Annotated in this window: 24 protein-coding genes; 21 read left to right on the top strand and 3 right to left on the bottom strand. The window is 37.1% G+C overall.

Annotation, left to right across the window (positions count from 1 at the left end; genetic code table 11):
• Nucleotides 1–88 precede the first annotated feature (88 nt).
• The 5 genes from hprK to whiA are packed head-to-tail and all read left to right on the top strand — an operon-like array spanning nucleotide 89 to nucleotide 4,714.
• Entirely contained in the window at nucleotides 89–1,036 is a 948-nt protein-coding gene (gene hprK / locus H8S01_RS12280) for an HPr(Ser) kinase/phosphatase (RefSeq protein ID WP_186837361.1), read from the top strand.
• Complete coding sequence (locus tag H8S01_RS12275) at nucleotides 1,029–1,925, top strand: ROK family protein (RefSeq protein WP_186837360.1); 897 nt, start codon at nucleotides 1,029–1,031, stop codon at nucleotides 1,923–1,925. Before hprK ends, H8S01_RS12275 begins: the two co-directional genes overlap by 8 nt.
• A gap of 21 nt (nucleotides 1,926–1,946) precedes the next feature.
• Nucleotides 1,947–2,906 (top strand): UDP-N-acetylmuramate dehydrogenase, encoded by a 960-nt coding sequence (gene murB / locus H8S01_RS12270; protein WP_330605616.1) that lies wholly within the window; start codon nucleotides 1,947–1,949, stop codon nucleotides 2,904–2,906.
• A gap of 3 nt (nucleotides 2,907–2,909) precedes the next feature.
• Entirely contained in the window at nucleotides 2,910–3,782 is an 873-nt protein-coding gene (gene rapZ, locus H8S01_RS12265; protein ID WP_186837359.1) for an RNase adapter RapZ, read from the top strand.
• Between the two features lie 8 nt (nucleotides 3,783–3,790).
• The gene (whiA, locus tag H8S01_RS12260; RefSeq protein WP_021865550.1) at nucleotides 3,791–4,714 is read left to right on the top strand and encodes a DNA-binding protein WhiA; all 924 of its coding nucleotides are present in this window, start codon (nucleotides 3,791–3,793) and stop codon (nucleotides 4,712–4,714) included.
• Nucleotides 4,715–4,741: 27 nt separating this feature from the next.
• On the opposite strand, the gene H8S01_RS12255 is transcribed toward whiA, so the two are convergent.
• Nucleotides 4,742–5,497, bottom strand: coding sequence for an SDR family NAD(P)-dependent oxidoreductase (locus H8S01_RS12255; RefSeq protein WP_186837358.1), 756 nt, complete (start codon nucleotides 5,495–5,497; stop codon nucleotides 4,742–4,744).
• Between the two features lie 53 nt (nucleotides 5,498–5,550).
• Between H8S01_RS12255 and H8S01_RS12250 the strand changes: the two genes are divergently transcribed.
• The 9 genes from H8S01_RS12250 (at nucleotide 5,551) to H8S01_RS12210 (ending at nucleotide 13,893) form a co-directional block, all read left to right on the top strand.
• Complete coding sequence (locus H8S01_RS12250) at nucleotides 5,551–6,111, top strand: YcxB family protein (protein ID WP_186837357.1); 561 nt, start codon at nucleotides 5,551–5,553, stop codon at nucleotides 6,109–6,111.
• The gene (locus H8S01_RS12245) at nucleotides 6,104–6,664 is read left to right on the top strand and encodes a GNAT family N-acetyltransferase (protein WP_186837356.1); all 561 of its coding nucleotides are present in this window, start codon (nucleotides 6,104–6,106) and stop codon (nucleotides 6,662–6,664) included. Before H8S01_RS12250 ends, H8S01_RS12245 begins: the two co-directional genes overlap by 8 nt.
• 97 nt (nucleotides 6,665–6,761) lie before the next feature.
• The gene (locus H8S01_RS12240; protein WP_021865546.1) at nucleotides 6,762–8,150 is read left to right on the top strand and encodes a citrate/2-methylcitrate synthase; all 1,389 of its coding nucleotides are present in this window, start codon (nucleotides 6,762–6,764) and stop codon (nucleotides 8,148–8,150) included.
• A gap of 27 nt (nucleotides 8,151–8,177) precedes the next feature.
• Nucleotides 8,178–9,470 (top strand): 3-phosphoshikimate 1-carboxyvinyltransferase, encoded by a 1,293-nt coding sequence (gene aroA / locus H8S01_RS12235; RefSeq protein WP_186837411.1) that lies wholly within the window; start codon nucleotides 8,178–8,180, stop codon nucleotides 9,468–9,470.
• 180 nt (nucleotides 9,471–9,650) lie between these two features.
• The gene (locus H8S01_RS12230) at nucleotides 9,651–10,745 is read left to right on the top strand and encodes a CobW family GTP-binding protein (RefSeq protein ID WP_186837355.1); all 1,095 of its coding nucleotides are present in this window, start codon (nucleotides 9,651–9,653) and stop codon (nucleotides 10,743–10,745) included.
• Nucleotides 10,746–10,759: 14 nt separating this feature from the next.
• Entirely contained in the window at nucleotides 10,760–11,716 is a 957-nt protein-coding gene (locus H8S01_RS12225) for a GTP-binding protein (RefSeq protein WP_243204373.1), read from the top strand.
• Between the two features lie 23 nt (nucleotides 11,717–11,739).
• Nucleotides 11,740–12,702: an NAD(+) diphosphatase gene (nudC, locus tag H8S01_RS12220; protein WP_186837354.1), complete on the top strand. Its 963-nt coding sequence runs from the start codon at nucleotides 11,740–11,742 to the stop codon at nucleotides 12,700–12,702.
• Nucleotides 12,703–12,760: 58 nt separating this feature from the next.
• Complete coding sequence (locus H8S01_RS12215) at nucleotides 12,761–13,369, top strand: nucleoside recognition domain-containing protein (RefSeq protein WP_186837353.1); 609 nt, start codon at nucleotides 12,761–12,763, stop codon at nucleotides 13,367–13,369.
• Nucleotides 13,366–13,893, top strand: coding sequence for a spore maturation protein (locus H8S01_RS12210; RefSeq protein ID WP_186837352.1), 528 nt, complete (start codon nucleotides 13,366–13,368; stop codon nucleotides 13,891–13,893). Before H8S01_RS12215 ends, H8S01_RS12210 begins: the two co-directional genes overlap by 4 nt.
• 4 nt (nucleotides 13,894–13,897) lie before the next feature.
• Here the strand turns inward: H8S01_RS12210 and H8S01_RS12205 are convergent, their stop codons facing one another.
• Nucleotides 13,898–14,920, bottom strand: a complete 1,023-nt coding sequence (locus tag H8S01_RS12205; RefSeq protein WP_186837351.1) for a glycoside hydrolase family 25 protein — start codon at nucleotides 14,918–14,920, stop codon at nucleotides 13,898–13,900.
• Nucleotides 14,921–15,027: 107 nt separating this feature from the next.
• Between H8S01_RS12205 and H8S01_RS12200 the strand changes: the two genes are divergently transcribed.
• Nucleotides 15,028–15,828 carry an MIP/aquaporin family protein gene (locus H8S01_RS12200; protein ID WP_186837350.1) on the top strand — a complete coding sequence of 267 codons (801 nt, stop codon included), beginning with the start codon at nucleotides 15,028–15,030 and terminating at the stop codon, nucleotides 15,826–15,828.
• Between the two features lie 16 nt (nucleotides 15,829–15,844).
• Here H8S01_RS12200 and H8S01_RS12195 read toward each other — a convergent pair whose 3' ends face one another.
• The gene (locus tag H8S01_RS12195) at nucleotides 15,845–16,072 is read right to left on the bottom strand and encodes a YaaL family protein (RefSeq protein ID WP_021865537.1); all 228 of its coding nucleotides are present in this window, start codon (nucleotides 16,070–16,072) and stop codon (nucleotides 15,845–15,847) included.
• Nucleotides 16,073–16,256: 184 nt separating this feature from the next.
• On the opposite strand from H8S01_RS12195, the gene H8S01_RS12190 reads away from it, so the two are divergent.
• The 6 genes from H8S01_RS12190 (at nucleotide 16,257) to H8S01_RS12165 (ending at nucleotide 21,565) form a co-directional block, all read left to right on the top strand.
• Nucleotides 16,257–16,613 carry a hypothetical protein gene (locus H8S01_RS12190; RefSeq protein ID WP_021865536.1) on the top strand — a complete coding sequence of 119 codons (357 nt, stop codon included), beginning with the start codon at nucleotides 16,257–16,259 and terminating at the stop codon, nucleotides 16,611–16,613.
• Between the two features lie 334 nt (nucleotides 16,614–16,947).
• On the top strand, nucleotides 16,948–17,421 hold the full coding sequence (locus H8S01_RS12185) for an A24 family peptidase (protein ID WP_186837349.1): 474 nt from the start codon (nucleotides 16,948–16,950) through the stop codon (nucleotides 17,419–17,421).
• Nucleotides 17,422–17,424: 3 nt separating this feature from the next.
• Nucleotides 17,425–18,429, top strand: a complete 1,005-nt coding sequence (locus H8S01_RS12180; protein ID WP_021865534.1) for a hypothetical protein — start codon at nucleotides 17,425–17,427, stop codon at nucleotides 18,427–18,429.
• 65 nt (nucleotides 18,430–18,494) lie between these two features.
• Nucleotides 18,495–19,679 carry a CpaF family protein gene (locus H8S01_RS12175; protein ID WP_186837348.1) on the top strand — a complete coding sequence of 395 codons (1,185 nt, stop codon included), beginning with the start codon at nucleotides 18,495–18,497 and terminating at the stop codon, nucleotides 19,677–19,679.
• A complete protein-coding gene (locus H8S01_RS12170) occupies nucleotides 19,639–20,361 on the top strand; it encodes a type II secretion system F family protein (protein WP_186837347.1) in 723 nt (240 codons plus the stop codon). Before H8S01_RS12175 ends, H8S01_RS12170 begins: the two co-directional genes overlap by 41 nt.
• On the top strand, nucleotides 20,351–21,565 hold the full coding sequence (locus tag H8S01_RS12165; protein WP_186837346.1) for an immunoglobulin-like domain-containing protein: 1,215 nt from the start codon (nucleotides 20,351–20,353) through the stop codon (nucleotides 21,563–21,565). Before H8S01_RS12170 ends, H8S01_RS12165 begins: the two co-directional genes overlap by 11 nt.
• Nucleotides 21,566–21,577: the final 12 nt, after the last annotated feature.

The following is a 21,577-nucleotide window of genomic DNA, read 5'->3' as shown; positions in this document are numbered from 1 at the left end:
CGGATTTTTGCTCCGCAAAAACAAGGAGGACAAATCCTCTGCTCCTGCAGGGCAGTCGCATTTTCCTTCGGAAAACATGGAGGATTTTATGAACGGAACAGAAAGAGTAAAGCTTTCAAAAGTTATAGAAAAAATGCAGCTTACAAATCTTACACCGGATGTTGATACATCAGGGATATGGCTTCATATTCCGGAAGTAAACAGACCTGCATTACAGCTTACTGGATTTTATAACCAGTTCGATAATGATAGAATACAGATTATTGGAAATGTAGAATATTCTTATCTTTCAAGCCTTTCAGAGACAGATAGATACGAAAGATATATGCAGCTTCTGTCAAGCAATATTCCATGCCTTGTTTTTTGCAGGGATTTAGAGCCGGAAGCAAAAGTTATCGAACTTGCAACAAAATATAAAATACCGATATTGAAGTCAAAAGCTGCCACATCGGCATTTATGGCAGAAGTTATCAGATGGCTTAATGTACAGCTTGCACCATGCATAGTAATACATGGTGTACTTGTTGACGTTTATGGTACAGGTGTACTTATAACAGGTGAGAGTGGTATCGGTAAAAGCGAGGCAGCACTTGAGCTTATAAAGCGTGGACATCGTCTTGTAACTGATGACGCTGTTGAGATAAGAAAGGTAAGTGATGAGACCCTTATAGGAACGGCACCCGGCGTTACTAAGTATTTTATTGAGTTAAGAGGTATCGGAATAATCGATGTCAAGACACTTTTTGGTGTTGAGAGCATCAAAGAGACACAGCAGATAGATATGGTAATGAAGCTTGAAGACTGGAATAAAGACAGGGAATATGACAGACTTGGTCTTGAAGAGGAATATACAGAATATCTTGGAAATAAGGTAGTCTGCCATTCACTTCCAATCCGTCCTGGACGTAATCTTGCAGTTATTGTTGAAGCAGCAGCCGTAAATCACAGACAGAAGAAGATGGGTTACAATGCAGCTAAGGAATTGTACAGAAGAGTTCAGGAGAATCTCATGAGGGGAGACGACGATGATGAATAAAGTGGTATTTGGCATAGATGTTGGAGGAACAACAATTAAATGTGGTTTTTTTTCAGATGACGGAGAACTTATTGAAAAAGAAGAGCTGCCGACAAGAAAAGAAAATTCCGGTGAAAACATTTTACCGGATATTGCAGAATATATAAAAATGACACTTGCAATGCATAAAAAGAAATTCACGGATATAGCCGGAATAGGGATAGGCGTTCCCGGAGCAGTGAGAGACGACGGAACAGTTAATAAATGTGTCAATCTCGGATGGGATGTAGTAAATGTGCCAAAGAAACTGTCAGAGCTTCTGATATTTCCAAAAGAAAAGATAAAAGCCGGCAATGATGCCAATGTTGCAGCACTTGGAGAATATTGGAAGGGCAGTGGTAAAGAATATTCAAGCATAATGATGGTCACAATAGGAACGGGCGTTGGAGGTGGTCTTATAATAGACGGAAAACCGATTAACGGATTTAATGGTGCTGCGGCAGAAATAGGGCATATGCCATTAGTTGACGGACTTGATTTTGCATGCAACTGCGGAAAGACGGGGTGTCTTGAACAGGTTGCCTCAGCAACCGGAATTGCAAGGCTTGCAGGTACAAAAAATGCAAAAGAAGTATTTGACCGTGCAAAAGCCGGTGATAAAGATATGGAAGAAGTAATAGAAAAAGTATGCAGCTACATTGGTAAAGGACTGGCATGTGCTGCGGCAATTGCTGACCCTGAATGTTTTGTAATAGGCGGTGGAGTATCTGCAGCCGGTGATTATTTTATTGATAAAATAAAAAAATATTATAAAAAGCAGGCATTTCATCCGAGCATTGATACAGCTATAGTAAAAGCAAGTCTTCTTAATGATGCAGGAATATATGGAGCTGCAAAGCTTGCATTGTAATAGTTGGAGAATGGAGTCAAAGTGAATAGTGATAATGACATTTTATATTCAAATTTAATAAAAATTCTCGGGGAGGACAATGTAAAAAAGTCTGAGCCGATGAAAAACCATACAACATTCAGAATTGGCGGAGATGCGGATTTGTTTGCTACGCCTGTAAATGCAGCACAGATTCATGACACTGTAATATACCTTAAAAAAGCAGGAGTTCCATATTATGTGGTTGGAAATGGAAGCAATCTGCTTGTAAGCGATGCTGGTTACAGAGGTGTCATAATACAGCTTTACAGCAGATTTGCAGGATATGAGATTTTACATGACAATTGTGAAAGTGCAGTTGATAAAGCTGATGTTATATACATCCGTGTCCAGTCAGGAATGAGCATTATAAAGCTTGCATCGATTGTGGCAGGATACAGCCTTTCGGGAATGGAATTTGCAAGCGGAATTCCGGGAAGTATTGGTGGCGGTATAATGATGAATGCCGGTGCATATGGCGGAGAAATGAAAGACATTGTTGTTTCGGCATCAATTATGGATGAAGATGGCAATATAAGAAAGCTTGATAATAAGGAACTTGAATTTGGTTACAGAACAAGTGTCCTGCGTCCGGGAAAGGACATAGTCATAGATGTGGTTATAGCACTCCATCCGGGAAACCAGACAGAAATCCGCAGCCGTATGGCAGAGATTGCCGCAAGCAGAAAAGAAAAACAGCCGCTTGAATATCCAAGTGCAGGAAGCACATTCAAAAGACCGGAAGGATATTTTGCTGGAAAGCTGATATCTGATGCAGGACTTAAAGGATTTACATGCGGCGGAGCATGTGTGTCAGAAAAACATGCCGGTTTTGTTGTAAACAAGGGCAATGCCACAGCTGCAGATGTTATAAAGCTTACAGATGAAGTATCAGAAAAAATATATGAACTCAATGGTGTAAAACTTGAATTAGAAGTGAAAAAGCTTGGCTTTGAGGAATAAGAAATGAAGATAGTAATAGTTACAGGAATGTCCGGTGCAGGTAAATCAACAGCACTTAATGTATTTGAAGACGAAGGATATTATTGCGTGGATAATATGCCTATTGAACTTATACCTAAGTTTATTGAACTTGCAAGAGGACAGAAAAAAGAATATTGCAATGTTGCACTTGGCGTTGATATAAGAAGCGGAGATGCTTTAAACGAGCTTGACGATATGTTAAAGGAGCTTTCGCAGAGACATTACAATTATAAAATATTATATCTTGATTCAAGTGACGAAGTTCTGGTTAAACGATACAAAGAGACAAGACGTACACATCCGCTAGCCAAAGATGACAGGGTTGACCATGCTATTGAAGAAGAAAGAAAACAGATGAGTTTTTTAAAAGAGCATGCAGACTATATTCTAGATACAAGCCATATGCTTACAAGAGAATTAAAACAGGAACTTGAAAAAATATTTGTAGAGAACGGACATTATAATAATCTGTTTGTCACAGTTCTTTCATTTGGATTTAAATATGGAATTCCGGCAGATGCTGACCTTGTATTTGATGTGAGATTTCTGCCAAATCCTTATTATATAGAGGAATTAAAAAAACTTACAGGTAATGATAAACCTATTCAGGATTACGTTATGGGCTTTGATGCAGCACATATTTTTCTTGATAAAATTATGGATTTATTTGATTTTCTTCTGCCGGAATATGTGCAGGAAGGAAAAAACAGCCTTGTTATAGCAATAGGATGTACAGGCGGCAAGCATCGTTCAGTGACACTTGCCAATGCGATAGCGGACAGGCTTAAAAAGACAGAGTACGGCTGTAAAGTTGAACATCGTGATATAGATAAAGACGCAAAGAGAAAATTGTAAGGAGAATTATGTCATTTTCATCAGAAGTAAAAGAAGAATTAAAGACGAAAACAGATACAGCAAAACATTGTCAGATTGCTGAATTTGCAGCCATGATGGCGTTTGGCGGACATATACATACCGACACAAATAAAAAATATACAATAGTTTTTGTAACTGAAAATGAAACGGTTGCTGCAGTATTTACAGAACTAGCCGCAAAGATTTTCGGAATTACGGAAAATGAAATTATAAAAGACGGCTTGCAGCTTATAATAAGAGACGAAAAGTATGTAAAACATATACTTATGACTTTAAAATGGCTGACTGATGATAATCTTAATGACGCAAAGAGAGTATTTGCAGACCCTCTGATTGTTCAGAAAGATTGCTGCAAGAGAGCATTTATAAAGGGGGCATTTCTCACAGCAGGCTCGATAAGCGATCCAAATAAATTTTATCATTTTGAAGTTGTATGTGACAGCAACGACGATGCATTACAGCTTCAGTCAATGATGACATTTTTTAATCTTGATGCAAAAATTACAGCAAGAAAGAAAAATTATATTGTATACATAAAGGAGGGCAGTCATATAACGGATTGTCTTAATGTGTGCGGTGCTTATGTATCGCAGATGAATCTTTATAATGTAATGATACTCAAAGGCATGAGAAATGATGTAAACAGAAAAGTAAACTGTGAGACAGCCAATCTTAATAAAACGATTGAAGCGGCTGTAAAACAGATAAGAGATATAGAATATATAAGAGATACAGTCGGACTCGATTATTTGAAACCGACGCTTCGCGATGTTGCCAGACTGCGTCTTGATAATCCGGATATGAATTTAAAAGATATAGGTGAGCTTTTAGATCCGCCCGTAGGAAAATCAGGTGTAAACCACCGCCTCAGGAAAATAAGCGAAACAGCCCAGAGCCTGAGGGGTGAATAAGTTATTAAAATTATACATATAAGAAATCTACAGTTTTTTACGCTGTTGATGCTTTGTGATTGCAAGAGCGGCTTTCCGTGGTGATAATTTTGCACTAAGGATTGCTGCTTTCATTTTAAATGTCGGAACGATAATAAGAGTTTTCTTAAACATTTTAATTAATGCATAAGATGCACAATATTCGGCACTGATACCTTTAAGGGCAAAAATAACATTTGCTGTCTCATTAAAATTGGTGTCAACAGGTCCGGGACATAATGCACTTATGTGAACATTACTCTTCATATCTTTCAGTTCTTCATAAATCGCACTTGTAAAACTTGTAACATATGCTTTTGTTGCATAGTAAGTTGCCATATAAGGACCGCCAGGGAGAAGTCCGGCACTTGAGGCAACATTTAAAATATATCCGCAGTCACGTTTTATAAATCCCGGAAGCAGTTCTTTGGTGAGAATGTGAGTGGCTTTCACATTGACATCAATCATATCAAGTTCTTTGGAAAGACTTGTCTCGCAGAAAGCACCTACATCTCCGAATCCGGCATTGTTAATAAGAATCCGGATATTATATTTTTTGAGTTTGTCAGCAAGTGTACGGCATGAATCTTCACTTGCAAGGTCACATGTGATAATCATGCACTTAGTCGGGAGTGAATCGGCAAGCTCCTTTAAAGCCTTGCGGTTTCTGGCTACAAGAATAAGATTGTAACCCATAAAAGAAAGTTGTTTTGCAAATTCCATGCCGATTCCGGAACTTGCACCTGTAATACATGCTATAGCCATAGAAGCCTCCAATCTGTTATAATAATTATAATTTTAATGAAAAGAGTAATAAAATGCAAATAGAAAATAAAACAGAATTTAAAAAGGATATGATAAAAAATATAATACGTGCAGATGGTTTTGATAATCAGACGTACAAGACAAAAAAGCTGGTTTTAAATATGTCAGGGCTTGTGTGCGGAATGGTGAGCGTCAGCATATTTGCAAGGACAATGTATAGTATTGATGATTCTTATAAAAGCATTGCATTTGTTTTTGCGGCGATATGTGCCGTTCTGCTCTATGCAGGCATGTATGGAATTGATAAAAACAGTTTGAAATTATTTACTGCACAGTATTCAAAGAATGTAGGCATTGTGTATGAGTATGTGATAACATCTGATGAAATTGATGTCAAGGTAAATGATGATAACTATATTATACCATGGGACAGCGTTGAAAAATGGTGTGAGGATACAGAGAGTTTTTATTTGTTTTTAAAAGGTGGCAGCAATGAAAAACAGGCGGTTCCCGTATGTTTTGTAATTGGTAAAAAAGATTTTGAGGGAGCAAAGGATTTTAGAGAGCTGTGTACTGCAGTTATGGCGGTAAGGATAGGTGATAATAATGATTAAAATATTAGGTATAGACGATTTTTCAGAAATTTATAATAAAAGACTTGTCAATGATTTCCCGGATAGCGAAGTAAAGTCATTAAAGAAGATAATTGATATGTATAAGAAAGATATGTATTTTGTATACGGATATTACAATGAAAATGGTGAGCTTGCAGGATATGCTTTCTTTATTAATGATAGAACAAAAGATACCGTTCTTCTTGATTATTTTGCAATAGTTCCTGAAAAAAGAAGCAGCGGAATCGGTTCTGAATTTCTTGGGAAAATCAAAGAAAAAATTGCAGACAGCGGCAACAGGCTTATTCTTGAGGTTGAAAATCCTGAGTATGCAGAGGATGGACCGGCTAAGGATTATATGATAAAAAGGATAGGATTTTACAAGAAAAATGATATGAATTTAAGCGGAGTAAGCTGTAACTTTTATGATAATGAATATAGAATTCTTTATGCAGGGGAATTTATGGATGATGAAGAAGTTTATAACCGTACACATTCAGTATATCTTGATTTTATGGGAGAAGAGTTAGACAGCCGGTGTGTATTTCACTAAAATAAAACGGATGTTTGACAAAGTCCTGTAAATATAGCATAATAGCGTCAGTTTGTAAGATTTATTACAGGAAATAGCGTTTTGGAGGTAGGAAGAAATGAACAATCAACAGATGATGGAACTGACAACCGTTGAGAAGAGTGCATTTGAGGAGCTTGTAAAGCAGTGTACCCGTTCAGGCTCTATTGACCCGTCACTCTATGTTGACTATGATGTAAAACGTGGTCTTCGTGACAGTAATGGTAACGGTGTACTCACAGGACTTACGGAAATTTCCGATGTTGTTGGTACACGCAGTGATAATGGTCGAAAGGTCCCTGTTGACGGTGAATTATATTTCCAGGGATTCAATGTTGCTGAGATTATTGCCGGATTTGGTGACAGAAAGTATGGTTTTGAGGAGACAACATACCTTTTGTTATTCGGTAAGCTTCCAACAGAGGAGCAGAGAAAGAATTTTATTCATATTCTTACCGACCTTGAAGAACTTTCAGGAGCATTCCTTCGAGATGTAATTATGAAGGCGACAAGTACAAACCTGATGAATTCTCTTATGAAGAGTATCTTAAGCCTTTATTCTTATGATGAAAATCCTGATGATGTATGCGTTCCTAACGTGTTGAGACAGTCATTGCAGCTCATCGCAAAAATGCCGCTTATATCTGTATATGCTTATCAGGCATACAGACATTATAAGCTTGATGGAACACTTATGATTAAGAATCCAAGAAAAGATTATTCAATTGCAGAAAATATTCTTTATATGTTAAGAGACGACGGACAGTTTACAGAACTTGAAGCTAAAGTTCTTGATATCTGCCTTGTCCTTCATGCAGAGCATGGTGGTGGTAATAACTCAACATTTACAACACACGTAGTAACATCTTCAGGTACTGATACATATTCGGCAATAGCTGCTTCAATTGCGTCACTTAAAGGTCCTAAGCATGGTGGTGCCAACTTAAAGGTACAGCGTATGTTTGCAGATATTATGGAACATTGCAGCGACTGGGAAAATAAAGATGAGATATGTGAATATCTCCTTAAAATACTTGATAAGCAGGCATTCGACCATGCTGGTCTTATATATGGCATGGGACACGCTGTATACACACTTTCAGATCCTAGAGCTGTAATTCTTAAAAAATTTGCAAAAAGCCTTTCGGAAGAAAAAGGCATGCAGAAAGAATTTGCTTTGTATGAACTTGTTGAGAGAGAGGCAGGAAATCTCATCATGCAGAAGCGTCAGATGTTTAAGCCTGTCTGTGCAAATGTGGATTTTTACAGCGGTTTTGTATATTCAATGCTTGGAATACCTGAAGAGCTGTTTACACCTATATTTGCTATTTCAAGAGTTTCAGGATGGTGCTCACATCGTCTTGAGGAACTTGTAAATGCAGGAAAAATCATACGTCCGGCATATAAGTATGTTGGTCATCACAGACCATATTACGATATTAATAACAGAGATTGTGAGCAAAAGTAAGGCGAAAGGCATGGTGCGTTGGTAGAAATGTCACAATATAAAGTAAAAAAACCGGCACATAATATTAATTGTGAAGTTGAAGTACCGGGTTCAAAAAGTATTACAAACAGAGCGTTGCTTATGGCAGCTCTCTCAGACGGAGAATGTTGCCTGAACGGTGTTTTGTTCAGTGATGATTCAAGATATTTTTTGTCAAGTCTCATATCGCTTGGATACATAATTGAAGCGAGTGAGATTGAAAAATATGCAATAATTCACGGTCACGGTGGAGGCATTCCGAATAAGTCAGCCACAATTAATGTAGGAAGTGCGGGAACAGCAGCAAGATTTCTCACAGCTATGCTTGCACTTTCGGATGGTAAATATTTTATCGACGCATCGCAGCAGATGAAAAAACGTCCGATGAAGCCTTTATTTGATGCACTTGAATCAATGGGAGCACAGTTTGAATTTACAGAAAAAGAAGGCCATCTTCCTGTAAATGTAACAGGAGCAGCTTTTGGAGGCAGGAAGCCGACAAAAGAGGTTTCTATTGATATAAGTGAGAGCACACAGTTTTTAAGTGCATTGATGATGGTTGCACCAATGCTTGATGATGGTCTTACTATTCATATTACAAGCAAAAAAACAGATGGCTCATATATAAGAATTACTAAAAAAATGATGGCACAGTTTGGATGTGCAGTTTCATTTGACGGTAAAACATACGTTATAGAGGCAGGTTCTAAGTATCAGCCGGAGACATATCAGATTGAGCCGGATGTGTCGGCAGCATGTTATTTTTATGCAGCAGCGGCAATTACCGGTGGAAGTATTCTTGTAAGAAATGTACATTCTACATCTATGCAGGGTGATATGAGATTTTTAAATGTACTTGAGCAAATGGGCTGTGATGTTAAAGAGGAACGGCGTGGAATCCGCGTAACAGCACCAGCTGACGGAACTCTTCATGGCATTGAGATTGATATGAATGATTTTTCAGACCAGTCTATGACACTTGCTGCTATAGCACCATTTGCAAAAGAGCCTGTATATATAAAAAATATAGGACATATAAGACTTCAGGAATCAGACAGAATCCATGCGATAGTTACTGAACTGGCAAGGCTGGGTGTAAGAGTCGAAGAAGAACAGGACGCGGTAAAGATTTATCCGTCTGATGTTAAGCCGGCGGTTGTGCAGACTTATGATGATCACAGAATGGCTATGTCATTTGCTCTAATAGGATTAAAAGTTGACGGAATAGTTATAGATAATTACGAATGTTGTAAAAAAACATTTGAAAATTATTTTGATGTTTTGGAAAGCATAGAAGAATAGGCGGACATGCAAAATCAGGTTTGACGTCCGTGTAAATTATATAAAATGCGGGGCGGTACTAAAGTTATGCTGCTCCGCATTTTGAGGTTGACAAGTTTGATATAATAACATCAGAGGCGAAAATTAAAGAATAAATGTCGTTAAAACGGCTTAAATTATTAGAATGGAGGATTGTTTAACATGACAAAAGTAGATATTATATCAGGATTTCTTGGTGCAGGAAAAACAACTCTTATCAGCAAACTCTTAAAAGAGGCATTGCCGGATGAGCAGGTTGTTCTTATTGAGAATGAATTCGGTGAAATAGGTATTGATGGCGGTTTCTTAAAGGATTCAGGCGTTGAAATCAGAGAGATGAACTCAGGCTGTATCTGTTGTTCACTTGTAGGTGATTTTGGAACATCATTAAAGGAAGTTGTAGACAAATATCATCCTGACAGAATCATTATTGAGCCATCAGGTGTCGGTAAGCTTTCAGACGTTATCAAGGCTGTAAAGGACCTTCATATTGAAAATGAAATCAGATTAAACAGTGCATCAACTGTTGCGGATGCATCAAAAGTAAAGATGTATATGAAGAATTTCGGTGAATTTTTCAACAACCAGATTGAACATGCCGGAACAATTATTTTGAGCAGAACACAGAATGTAAGTGAGGACAAGTTAAAGAAAGCTATCGAGATGATTCGTTCACTCAATGCAGATGCCCATATTATCACAACTCCATGGGATTCACTTGATGGAAAGCAGATTCTTGCTGCTATGGAAAATGTTACAAATCTTGAGCTTGAAATGCTTGCAGAACAGGCAGAAAAGACACATGAGGAACATGAGCATGAGCATCACCATCATGACGGCGAGTGTTGCTGCGGACATCATCATGATGACGATGAAGAGCATGAGCACCATCATCACGACCATGACGACGAGTGCTGCCATCATGACCATGACCACGAGCATGAACATCATCATCATGACAATGAAGGACATCACCATGCAGATGATGTATTTACAAGCTGGGGAGAAGAGACACCTAACAAATATGATAAAGAAGCACTTGATGCTATTCTTAAAAAACTTGCCAATACAAATGAATATGGCAGTATTTTGAGAGCAAAGGGCATGCTTCCTGCAAATGACGGAACATGGATGTACTTTGACCTTGTACCTGAAGAATATGAAATAAGAGAAGGCAATCCTGATTATACAGGACGAATTTGTGTAATAGGTGCCGAACTCAAAGAAGATGCACTCAAAGAGTTATTTAATTTATGATGAAAGTGGGGTAAATGTACGGAATGGCAGATGAAGAATACCAGATTCCTATATTTTTAATAAACGGACAGCTTGAGAGCGGCAAGACAAGATTCATCACTGAAACAATAGAGATGGGTCAGTTTGATGAAGCGAAGAAAAAGCTTCTCATTGTCTGCGAAGAGGGCGAAGAAGAGTATGACCAGAAAATGCTTGATGAAAACGGCATTGATATGGTAGTGCTTGAAAAAGAGGAGTTTACAACAGAAAAGCTTAACGAACTTGATAAAAAGTATGATCCATGGCTTGTTATTGTTGAATATAACGGCATGTGGGAACCTACGATGATTTTCGAGACAGAAAAACCAAAGGGCTGGCAGATATATCAGTCTATTACGCTTTTTAATGCAGCACAGTTCGGTGTGCAGTGGGCTAACATGAAGATGATTCTTGCAGAGACAGTAAAATATGCTGACATGGTAATATTTAACAGATGCAAGACAAGCATGGAGCTTGGAAGCTACAGAAGAAGCATGAAAGCGTTAAATTCTGCAATACAGATTGTATTTGAGGATGAAAAAGGCGATATGATGTCAATTGCAGAACAGCTTCCATATGACATTAATACTGATGTTATCGAGATTGAAGATGATGATTACGGTATCTGGTATATGGATGTTTCCGAGAGACCTGAAGCATACAGGAATAAGACAGTCCGTTTCAAGGGACAGGTTCTTAAAAATAAATATTTCAAGGACAAGAATTTTGTTCCGGGAAGAAAAGTAATGACATGCTGTGAGGCTGATATGCAGTTTATAGGATATATAAGTTTCTATGATAATATCTCTTCACTTGAAAATAAGCAGTGGGTTACAGTTACTGCAACAGTCAAGTATGAATTCCAGATGGCATACAAGAAAAAAGGTCCTGTTCTTTATGTAAGTAAAGTTGAACCTGCACAGCCGCCGGTAAACGAACTGGTAACATTCTAGTTAATTATTACGGAGAATACACAATGATACAGAATATTGCCCCAAGACATCTGGATAACCAGTATAGAAATATTACACCGGATGCTAAAGATACAATTTTCTTTTTTGAAGGAAATACAGTTTTGGCATCACAAAACGGTGACAGCATAACTTATCCGGAATATGGCGATTTTATTGAAAAAGTTAAAAAAGCATCGGGAACAGATGTTAATGAGACATATGATTTTATATATTTATTCTGCCTGACTGACAAAAAAATAGGTGAAGAGCCGTCACAAAACGATAATGAGAAGAAGTTTTTTCTTGCACTTCCAAAAAGAAAAGTGCAGAAGGGTGCTTTTCTTGGAGAAATGGCAGATTCGGGAATACATGCCGAGTATGAAAATATAATTGAAGGTTATGATTTTACAGGTGTAAATGTATTCCGCAATGCGAAGCCAAAAGAACTTGCATTTGCGGCAATTACGGCATACCACCTGTATGGCTGGTATCGTGATAACAGGTATTGCGGAAGATGCGGCAGATTGATGTTTCATGGTGAAAATGAACGTATGATGCATTGCATGGATTGTAAAAATACAGTTTATCCTAAGATATGCCCGGCAGTTATAGTGGCTGTCACAGATGGCGACAGGATACTTCTTACCAAATATGCCGGAAGAACTTACCGCAATTATGCTCTTATAGCCGGATTTACCGAGATTGGAGAGACGGTTGAGGAAACTGTTATGCGTGAAGTATACGAGGAAGTAGGCGTTCATGTAAAAAATCTCCGTTATTATAAGAGTCAGCCGTGGGCGTTGTCGGGCTCACTTCTTTATGGATATTTCTGTGAGCTTGACGGAGATGACAGCATACATCTTCAGGAAGATGAGTTGTCGGTCGGAAAATGGTTTCATGCCGATGAACTTGATATAGAGGAAGACGATGTCAGTCTGACAAGAGAAATGATATGTAAGTTTGTTAATGAACACAAAACAAAATAGTAATATTTTTAAAAAGTTAAGCATAGGTTTATTGTAATGATAATATTACGGTGAGCCTATGCTTAATTATTTATGGGGATTTATGATTATCATCGGGGGCATTTATGGTGCGTTTACCGGAAATGTCCAGGCGGTTGCGGATGGTGCAATTGAATGTGCAAAAGATGCAATAACTTTGTGTATAACAATGCTTGGAGTTATGTCTTTGTGGACGGGACTTATGGAAATAGCCGAAAAATCAGGACTTATAATGACTTGTACGAAAAAAATCAGACCTGTAATGCATTGGATGTTTCCGGATGTCCCATGTGAACATGAGTCAATGAAGCATATGACAACAAATGTAATAGCCAACATTCTCGGGCTTGGCTGGGCGGCTACACCTGCAGGACTTCGTGCAATGGAAAGTCTGGCAGAACTTAATAGTGGTTCAAAAAAAGCATCAGATACAATGTGTGCATTTCTTGTAATAAATGTATCTTCACTTCAGCTTATACCTGTTAATATTATCGCATACAGAAGCATGTATGGGAGCTCTAATCCAACATCAATAGTTGCACCAGCAATTCTTGCAACGACAATAAGTACGCTTGTGGCAGTTATATTTTGCAGAATAATGTATCTTTCAGGCAGGAAACTTTCTGGCGGAAAAGGAGATTCTGTATGAATGTGGTTGTTGCAGTTTCAGGATATATAATTCCTGCGGTTATGCTTTTTATTGTAATTCACGGAATGATAAAGAAAGTAAATGTTTATGACGAATTTGTGACAGGTGCAAAAGATGGCATGAAGACAGTTGTATCAATAGCACCTACACTTGTCGGGCTCATGATGGCGGTTGGCGTGCTTCGTGCATCGGGATTTTTAGATATGATATCCGGTTTCATAGGAAAATTTACAGGAAAAATAGGACTTCCATCACCTGTAATTCCATTGCTTATAGTAAGAATGTTCAGTTCATCAGCAGCGACCGGGCTGACGCTTGACTTGTTTAAGGAATATGGTACCGATTCTCTTATAGGTCTTATCGCGTCAATTGCCTCCTCTGCGACAGAGACGATATTTTTTACGATATCCGTTTATTCAGTTGCAGCCAAAATAACAAAAACACGCTGGACACTTTCCGGTGCGTTGATATCAACTTTGGCAGGAATAGTGTCCAGCGTAATACTGGCTATGTTAATGATTTAGTTGTTTAGTTCCATGATTTAAAGCTTATATTTAAATCTACATTGCCTGAGATTCCGTCAACAGAACCTGTGTTAGTATACTGCCACATTGAAAATTCATATGGCATATATGGTACATCTGCATAGAATGCATACCATTTTTCATAATCCTCAAGGCGGGACATATCAAGTTTGCCGGCAAAATATCTTGAATTGGCATATATCATAGGAGTGTATCCGGCTTCTTTTATTCGGTCACAGAAAGCAATAACAGTATCTGTCAATGCTTCATTAGTGAGGGTATTCTGGCGTGAAGAACCGGCATTTACTTCCTCGACATCAATTGCAACCGGACATGTAACATTATAAGGTTTTAACTTTGATATTACATAGTCGGCTTCTTCAACTGCTTCGTCTTTAGTAAGAGCCTGTGAGAAGAAATATGCACCAACTTTTATATCATTTGAGAGTGCATTACGCATATATGTGTCAAATGAAGAGTCGTCAGTGATTGTTCCGCCTGAATATCCGCGGTAACCGCAGCGGATTATTGCATATTCTACGCCGCTTTGTTTAACTTTTGAAAAATCAATATTACCCTGATAACGTGAAATATCAATACCTTTATGCGATACAACGGCACCGTTTTCAGAATATGTAATTTCGCCATTGGAATTCTTTGAAAAATTAGCATTGTTAAGCTTGTTCATCTTGAGGTCAAAATTTATAGGTGAAAAATAATATTTGCCATCAACCGTGTAAATGAAATCTTCAGTATAAATTTCGCGTAGAACTGTATTAATGCCGGTTCCGTTTTCAAGGCGGCCTTTCATGTCATCGACAAAATCATTGGCACCTTTATCATATGCGTCAGATTTAATATCGCGTATCTGTGCAGGTGAATATAATCTTGAACCTCTGTTTGAGAAAATTGTGTACATACGGAATTTAGAGAAAACCGTAAGTCCGAGCACAAGTCCTAAGACAAGCAGAGCAGACAAAATACATATAATAATTAAAAGGGGTTTCTTTTGTTTTTTAGTATCCATTAGTACCTCCCATATTAAATTATTGTATAATTACATTGATTATGCTATTCTATCTTGTAATCACGTATATTATATAATATCAGATTTATAAGGAAAGGAAAAGAAAAATGAGAAAATATTTTGCTGAATTTATTGGTACATTTTTATTAACATTTCTTGCATGTGGCGTTGCGTCATTTACCGCAGGTTATCAGGGATTTCTCGGAGTAGTCGGAATTTCTTTGATATTTGGATTTATAGTTGCTGTTTTGTGTTACTCAATTGGTAATATTTCAGGATGCCATATTAATCCTGCGGTTTCGCTTGGCATGCTTATTTCAAAGAGAATGAGCATTGTGGATTTTATGGGATATGTAATAGCACAGTTGCTTGGCGGTGTTGCGGCAGGATTTGCAATGCTTGGAATTTCAAAAACATTTAGTGAGGACATTATTTCACAGTACAGCTCATACGGATACAATCTTTTGAGTTTTGGTACAAACGGATATGGCGATGCATCTGCATTTTTACAGGTAAATGTATGGGGAGCATTGATAATTGAATTCATACTTACATTTGTATTTGTAATTACAGTTATCGGAGTGACTTCAAAACCTGAATATAAGAGTGTTTCTGGTATCGTAATCGGACTTTCGCTTGCAGCGGTACATCTTTTTGGGATTCCTTTTACAGGAACGGGTGTTAATCCGGCAAGAAGTTTCGGACCGGCACTTGCAAGAGCGGTAAATGGAGATATTCAGGCACTTTCACAGGTATGGGTATTTATAGTTGCACCGCTTGCGGGAGCTGTTGTGGCAGCACTTGTATATAAGCTTTTATCATATGAAAAACCTGTGGTTACAGTATCAGAAACAGAATCTGAAAATGGTGGACAATCGGTCAGCGGTTCTGTAGAAACAGAAGAATAATAAGCTGCTATAATGATTATGCAGTAGTATTATCTTCGTATTCACGGGCAAGCTGCAAAAGATATTTGTAACGTTTCTGCTCTGAATTTAACTGGTAAATATAGCAGTCAATAAGGTCGGGGTCTGTAGCGTTATCAAAATTGGAATATGCGGCATTGAGTGCATCTCTTGTCATGTCGATTTCGCTTTTGAGATATTTTTCATTATATGTTACAGGTGTGTTTTTCTTTTTAAAAAAGCCCATTAGAGATACCTCCTTTCATAAAATAATACATATGGAAATTAAAGCATGTTTTGTATAAAACTTCCTTTAATTCAAGTATATCCACAGATTAAAAAAATATACAAAAATATTTTACATTTAAAATATATTGGCGTATAATGCGAGTAAGATAAAAGGCATGTATTGAGAGAAAGAAGGAATATATATGTTATTTGGAAAGAAATCACCTGAAGAAAAAATGGAAAAGCTGGTTCACAGAAAAGACTGGAGTCGTCTAGCAGATTATGTTTATGGTGACGAGAACCAGAAAAAGGAACTTGCACAGGCTCTTGCACAGTCAGATGACGAAAGCAGCTTAGACCTTTTGCTCAGACTTGCGGACGTTGCAGTAGCAGCAAATGAGGATGATGTATTGAAAGAAGTATGTGAGACATTAAAGAAAGTTGGTAATGATCATGTTACAGCTGATTTACATGAAGTTCTTATGAAGCTTCCAAAGGAAAAGGAAGATTTAAGAGAAGAATTAAGCTCAACAATACAGCTTCTACATAAGAAATTATAAATGTTTATAATATTTCGATATTTTATAATAACGACATAATAATATAAGTAATGCCTTTTTACTCCCTCTTAATGCAGGACATCCTGATAAAGAGGGAGTTATCTTATTTTACAAGAGAAAATTATAAAAAATATATTTATGGTATTGACAATGCGAAAGTAAAGTGATACTATACTTATACGGCAACAGAATATAAGTGCTGCCGGTAATTATACCCCATTTCTATGTATGTTTTTATTGTATATAAGAACATCTATTAAGACACATTCGTGTCATCCTGTTAGTTTAGCAGGAGAATTCCCACAGATATTTATAATTTTTTAAAGGGAGAAGTATGGACTATTTTGAGATTATCAGAATGATTCTGCTTGTTATTATCATGTCTGCGGCGGTTGTGGATGACTGCCGAAGATACAGAATTTCTAACAGAATTATTATATGCGGTTTTATAGCCGCAGCTGGAGTTTTTTTGACAGAACAGATTATGAAAGGAGGTGCAATGCAATATTTGACGGCGTGTATTGCCGGCTTAGGGGTAATGTCAGCAATATATATAGTTAAAGGAGCCGGTGCAGGAGATGTTAAACTTTCAGCAGTATGTGGGATGCTGCTTGGAATAAAAGGGGTATTAATTATGATAATAAGTTCGCTTATATGTGCGGCAGTAGTGGGAACTGCCGGGATAGCAATAGGAAGATGCAGTGCTATTCAGATTGGGAATATGAAGATGCACAGAATTCATTACAGCATATATATGGCGGCAGGGTGTGTAATTGCAGTTTTAACAAATATTTATATTGGAGGATGAAGGGTGAACAGGACGTGTGCAATATATGATAATAATGAAAATTATGCACGACGGCTTATGCATGCTATGAGCATGAAAGCTAACCAGCAGTTTAACATTGAACTGTTTACACAAAAAGATGCATTTGAAAAATATCTAAGAGATGGTTCGCCTACGGTTGCAATGGTGAGCGAGTCCGGATTTTATGATGGAATAAGTGATCTATATGATGGAAGTCTTGTTGTGCTTACGGAAGAACCTGAAAATGAGACAGATGCTAAGCGTTTTGGCAGCAATGCAACAGCGGTTTACAGGTACCAGCCAATGGACAGGATATATCGTGAACTTATGGAGCACAGTGATTTACAGCCAAAGAAGAGACTTGATACATTTGATGTTATCGGAATCTATTCACCGGTTAATGTTATGCCAAAGACTGAGTTTGCTTTAAATATTGCCAAAGTTCTAAGTGAAAAATATAAGGTTTTGTATATTAATTTTGAGGAGTTTTCTGGTCTTGATGAGATACTTGTAAGCACGGATGATATTACACTTTCCGATGCACTTTATTATTACAGGCAGCAAAGGGATAATGCGGCAGAAAAGATAATGGGAACAATACGGAGTGTGGACGGGATTGACTATATAGCACCTGTTATGTGTGCAGAAGATATTTCGTATGTTGAGTCGGAACAGCTGGTGTCATTTGTTGAATGTGTGGGAAAGAATAAGGGGTATGAAGTTATTATTCTTGATTTGTCATCAGCAGTAAAACAGCCGTGGAGACTTATGGAATGTTGCAGCACTATATATATGCCGGTAAGAAATGATTATCTTTCGGAACGTAAGATTCTTGAATTCGAGACATATTTTTACGGAATAGGAATGTCAAAAATGTTAGACAGAATAGAGAAAGTGCGCCTGCCTGAATGTGAAAGTGGTGTGGACAGGGAATTTTGGGAAAAAATCAAATCCGGAGGTATGTACCGGTTTGTAAAAAAAATACTTGAAAGGAGTGAAAAGATATAGAAAACGGGTGTAATGAGGAGAATTTTGCCGGGAGAATTAAAAAAAGGGTATATGACAGAATAGACATGTCGGGAGATATAACAGATGTTGCATTAAAGCAGGTAATAGGCGAATGTGTTCAGGAGGAAAGCGGACTTTATATGATTTCCATAAGGCAGAAGGAAGAACTTGAGGAGTCTGTTTTTAATGCGATAAGAAGACTTGATGTACTTCAGGAACTGTTAGAGGATGATACTATAACAGAGATAATGATTAATGGAAAAGATGATATCTTCCTTGAGAGGAACGGTCATATAACAAAGTGGGATAAGAGTTTTGAGAATGAGGAAAGACTTGAAGATATTGCACAAAAAATAGCGTCACTATCTAATAAGATAGTTAATATATCATCACCGATTGCAGATACAAGGCTTGAGGATGGCTCCAGAGTAAGCATTGTTCTGCCTCCGGTTGCATTGAATGGACCGATAATTACTATAAGAAAGTTCTATAAAGATGCACTTACTATGGAAAAACTTATTGAAACAGGTTCGCTCACGCAGGAGGCGGCAGATTTTTTAAAGATGGCTGTAAAGTCAAAATATAACATTTTTATATCTGGAGGAACGGGAAGCGGTAAAACAACATTTTTGAATGCTCTTTCTGAATTTATTGATAATGATGAGAGAGTGATAACAATTGAAGATGCTGCTGAATTACAGATAAATCATGTAAAAAATCTTGTAAGGCTTGAGGCAAGAGATGCCAATATAGAAGGTAAAAATGAAGTGACAATAAGGGATCTTATAAGAGCAAGTCTGAGAATGAGACCCGACAGAATTATAGTTGGAGAAGTAAGGGGGAAAGAAACTCTTGATATGGTTCAGGCAATGTCTACAGGACATGATGGAAGTCTTTCTACAGGACATGGCAACAGCCCCAAAGATATGATGACACGTCTTGAGACGATGATACTTATGGGGATAGATATGCCTGTTGCGGCAATAAGGCAGCAGCTTACATCAGCTATTGATATAATAATTCATCTGGGCAGACTCAGGGATAAGACAAGGAGAGTTTTACAGATTGCGGAAGTTGTGGGAGTTTCTAGAGGAGAAGTTAAGTTTAACAAGTTGTTTGAATTCGCTGAAAATGCAGAGAGTAACGGACGGGTTTTGGGAGAACTTAAAGCCACAGGTAATAAACTTGTCAATACGCAGAAAATGTATTTTGCCGGATATGGACAAGAAGATAATACTATGGCTGGCTAAGGGGATATTGATAATAGTTGCTGCATCATGGCTTTTTTACGGAAATATTTATTTTTCAATACTAATGAGTCCATGGTTGTATCTGTATATAAGAGAAAATTCAAAAAATAACAAACGAAAAGAAAGACAACAGCTTGCATTACAGTTTAAGGATGCAATGACAGCAGTATCATTTGCATTAAATGCAGGTTATTCTATTGAAAATTCGTTTAAAGAAGCGTTGGAAGAATTAAAAATGTTGTATGGAAGAAATGCAGTGATTGTAAAATCATTTTCAGAAATAGCTACGAGAATACATAACAATGAAAATATTGAAAATGTATTGAAAGATTTTGCGAGGAAGTCAGATGTCGAAGAAATACAATATTTTTCGGAAATTTTTGGATATGCAAAAAGAAGCGGCGGCGACATGATAACAATAATTAAGGATACAACATCGCTTATCAGGGAAAAAATTGAGCTTGACAGTGAAATAAAAACAATAATAAGCGGGAAAAAACAGGAGCAGGGGATTATGAGTATCATGCCATTTGCAATGGTCGGATATTTAAGATTTACATCTTACGATTTTATTGCAATGTTATATGGAAATATTGCCGGTCGTATTTTTATGAGTGTATGTCTTATTGTTGTTATTGTTGCAGATTATATTGCTAAGAGGATAGTAAATATTGAAATTTGATAAAAAAATAATAATTATAATTCTGGTTTCAATTGTTGCGGCATTATTTCTGGAGATATCAGATGGAGAGCGTGATATAGAAAAGTCGGACCTTAAAAAACCCGGGTACAGTGGGGCTGAAAAAAATCTGGATGTAAGCATATATGCAGGAAAAAACAGAATAGATACAACTATTACAATTGAGCCGGAAAAATACACAGCACAGGAGACAGAAGAACTTTTTTTTAATGTTTATGAGCATTTAAAAAAAGAGATATTAAATGACAATGCTTCGTTGGATGAAATAAAAACAGATTTGAATCTTATAGAAAAATTAGAAGATAATCCGGTAAGTATTGAGTGGTTTTCAAGTAATTATAATCTAATCGGGTATGACGGGAAAGTTTATAATGATGATTTGAAAAAGGACCAGAAGGAAGAAGTTACTCTTACAGCTAATCTTCAATACATGGAGTATTCTTCATCATATGAAATAAAAGTGATTGTTTGTGGCAGGGAACTGACACATGAGGAACAATTGAAAAAAGATATATTTTATGAAATTAAATGTGCACAGTCAGATTACAATAGCGATTATGTAGAACTTCCAAAAGAAGTTGATGGAGAGGAGGTTATATATAAAAAAAGAGAGTCTGGTAATTATGCAGCGGCAGTCCTTTTTTGTGGAATATCGCTGGCAATATTTGCCCATTACCATGATAAAGAAAAGAAAAACAGTTATGAAAAAGAAAAAATAAAACAGATGAAATGTGATTATCCGGAGATAGTAGCAAAACTTTCATTACTTGTCGGGGCGGGAATGACAGTCAGAATGGCATGGGAAAAAATAGTTGTTGATTATAGGGTGAGGCAAAAGTCAGGTTCAAAAAAACGTTATGCATATGAGTTTATGTCAGAAGGACTTAATATGCTTAAATCAGGCAAACCGCAGATTTATGTTTATGAAGAATTTGGTATGAAGTGTGGAATAAAAGAATATATGAAGTTTAGTTCGCTTATAGTTCAAAATATAAAAAAGGGAACGAAAGAACTTGCTCTGCTGCTTACATTAGAAGCAAAGGATGCATTTGAAGAACGCAAAAACATGGCTAAAAAATATGGTGAAGAGGCAGGTACAAAACTACTTTTACCAATGATTATTATGCTCATTGTTGTAATGGCAATTATTATGGTTCCGGCACTTATGTCTTTTTCAGGATATTAAAAAAATTTGTCG

It is taken from the genome of Lachnospira hominis (ex Liu et al. 2021) (genome assembly GCF_014287955.1).
GTDB classification, from domain to species: Bacteria; Bacillota; Clostridia; order Lachnospirales; family Lachnospiraceae; genus Lachnospira; species Lachnospira hominis.
The sequence above is the reverse complement of the archived record's forward strand: the minus strand, read 5'-3'. Positions and strand labels throughout refer to the sequence as shown.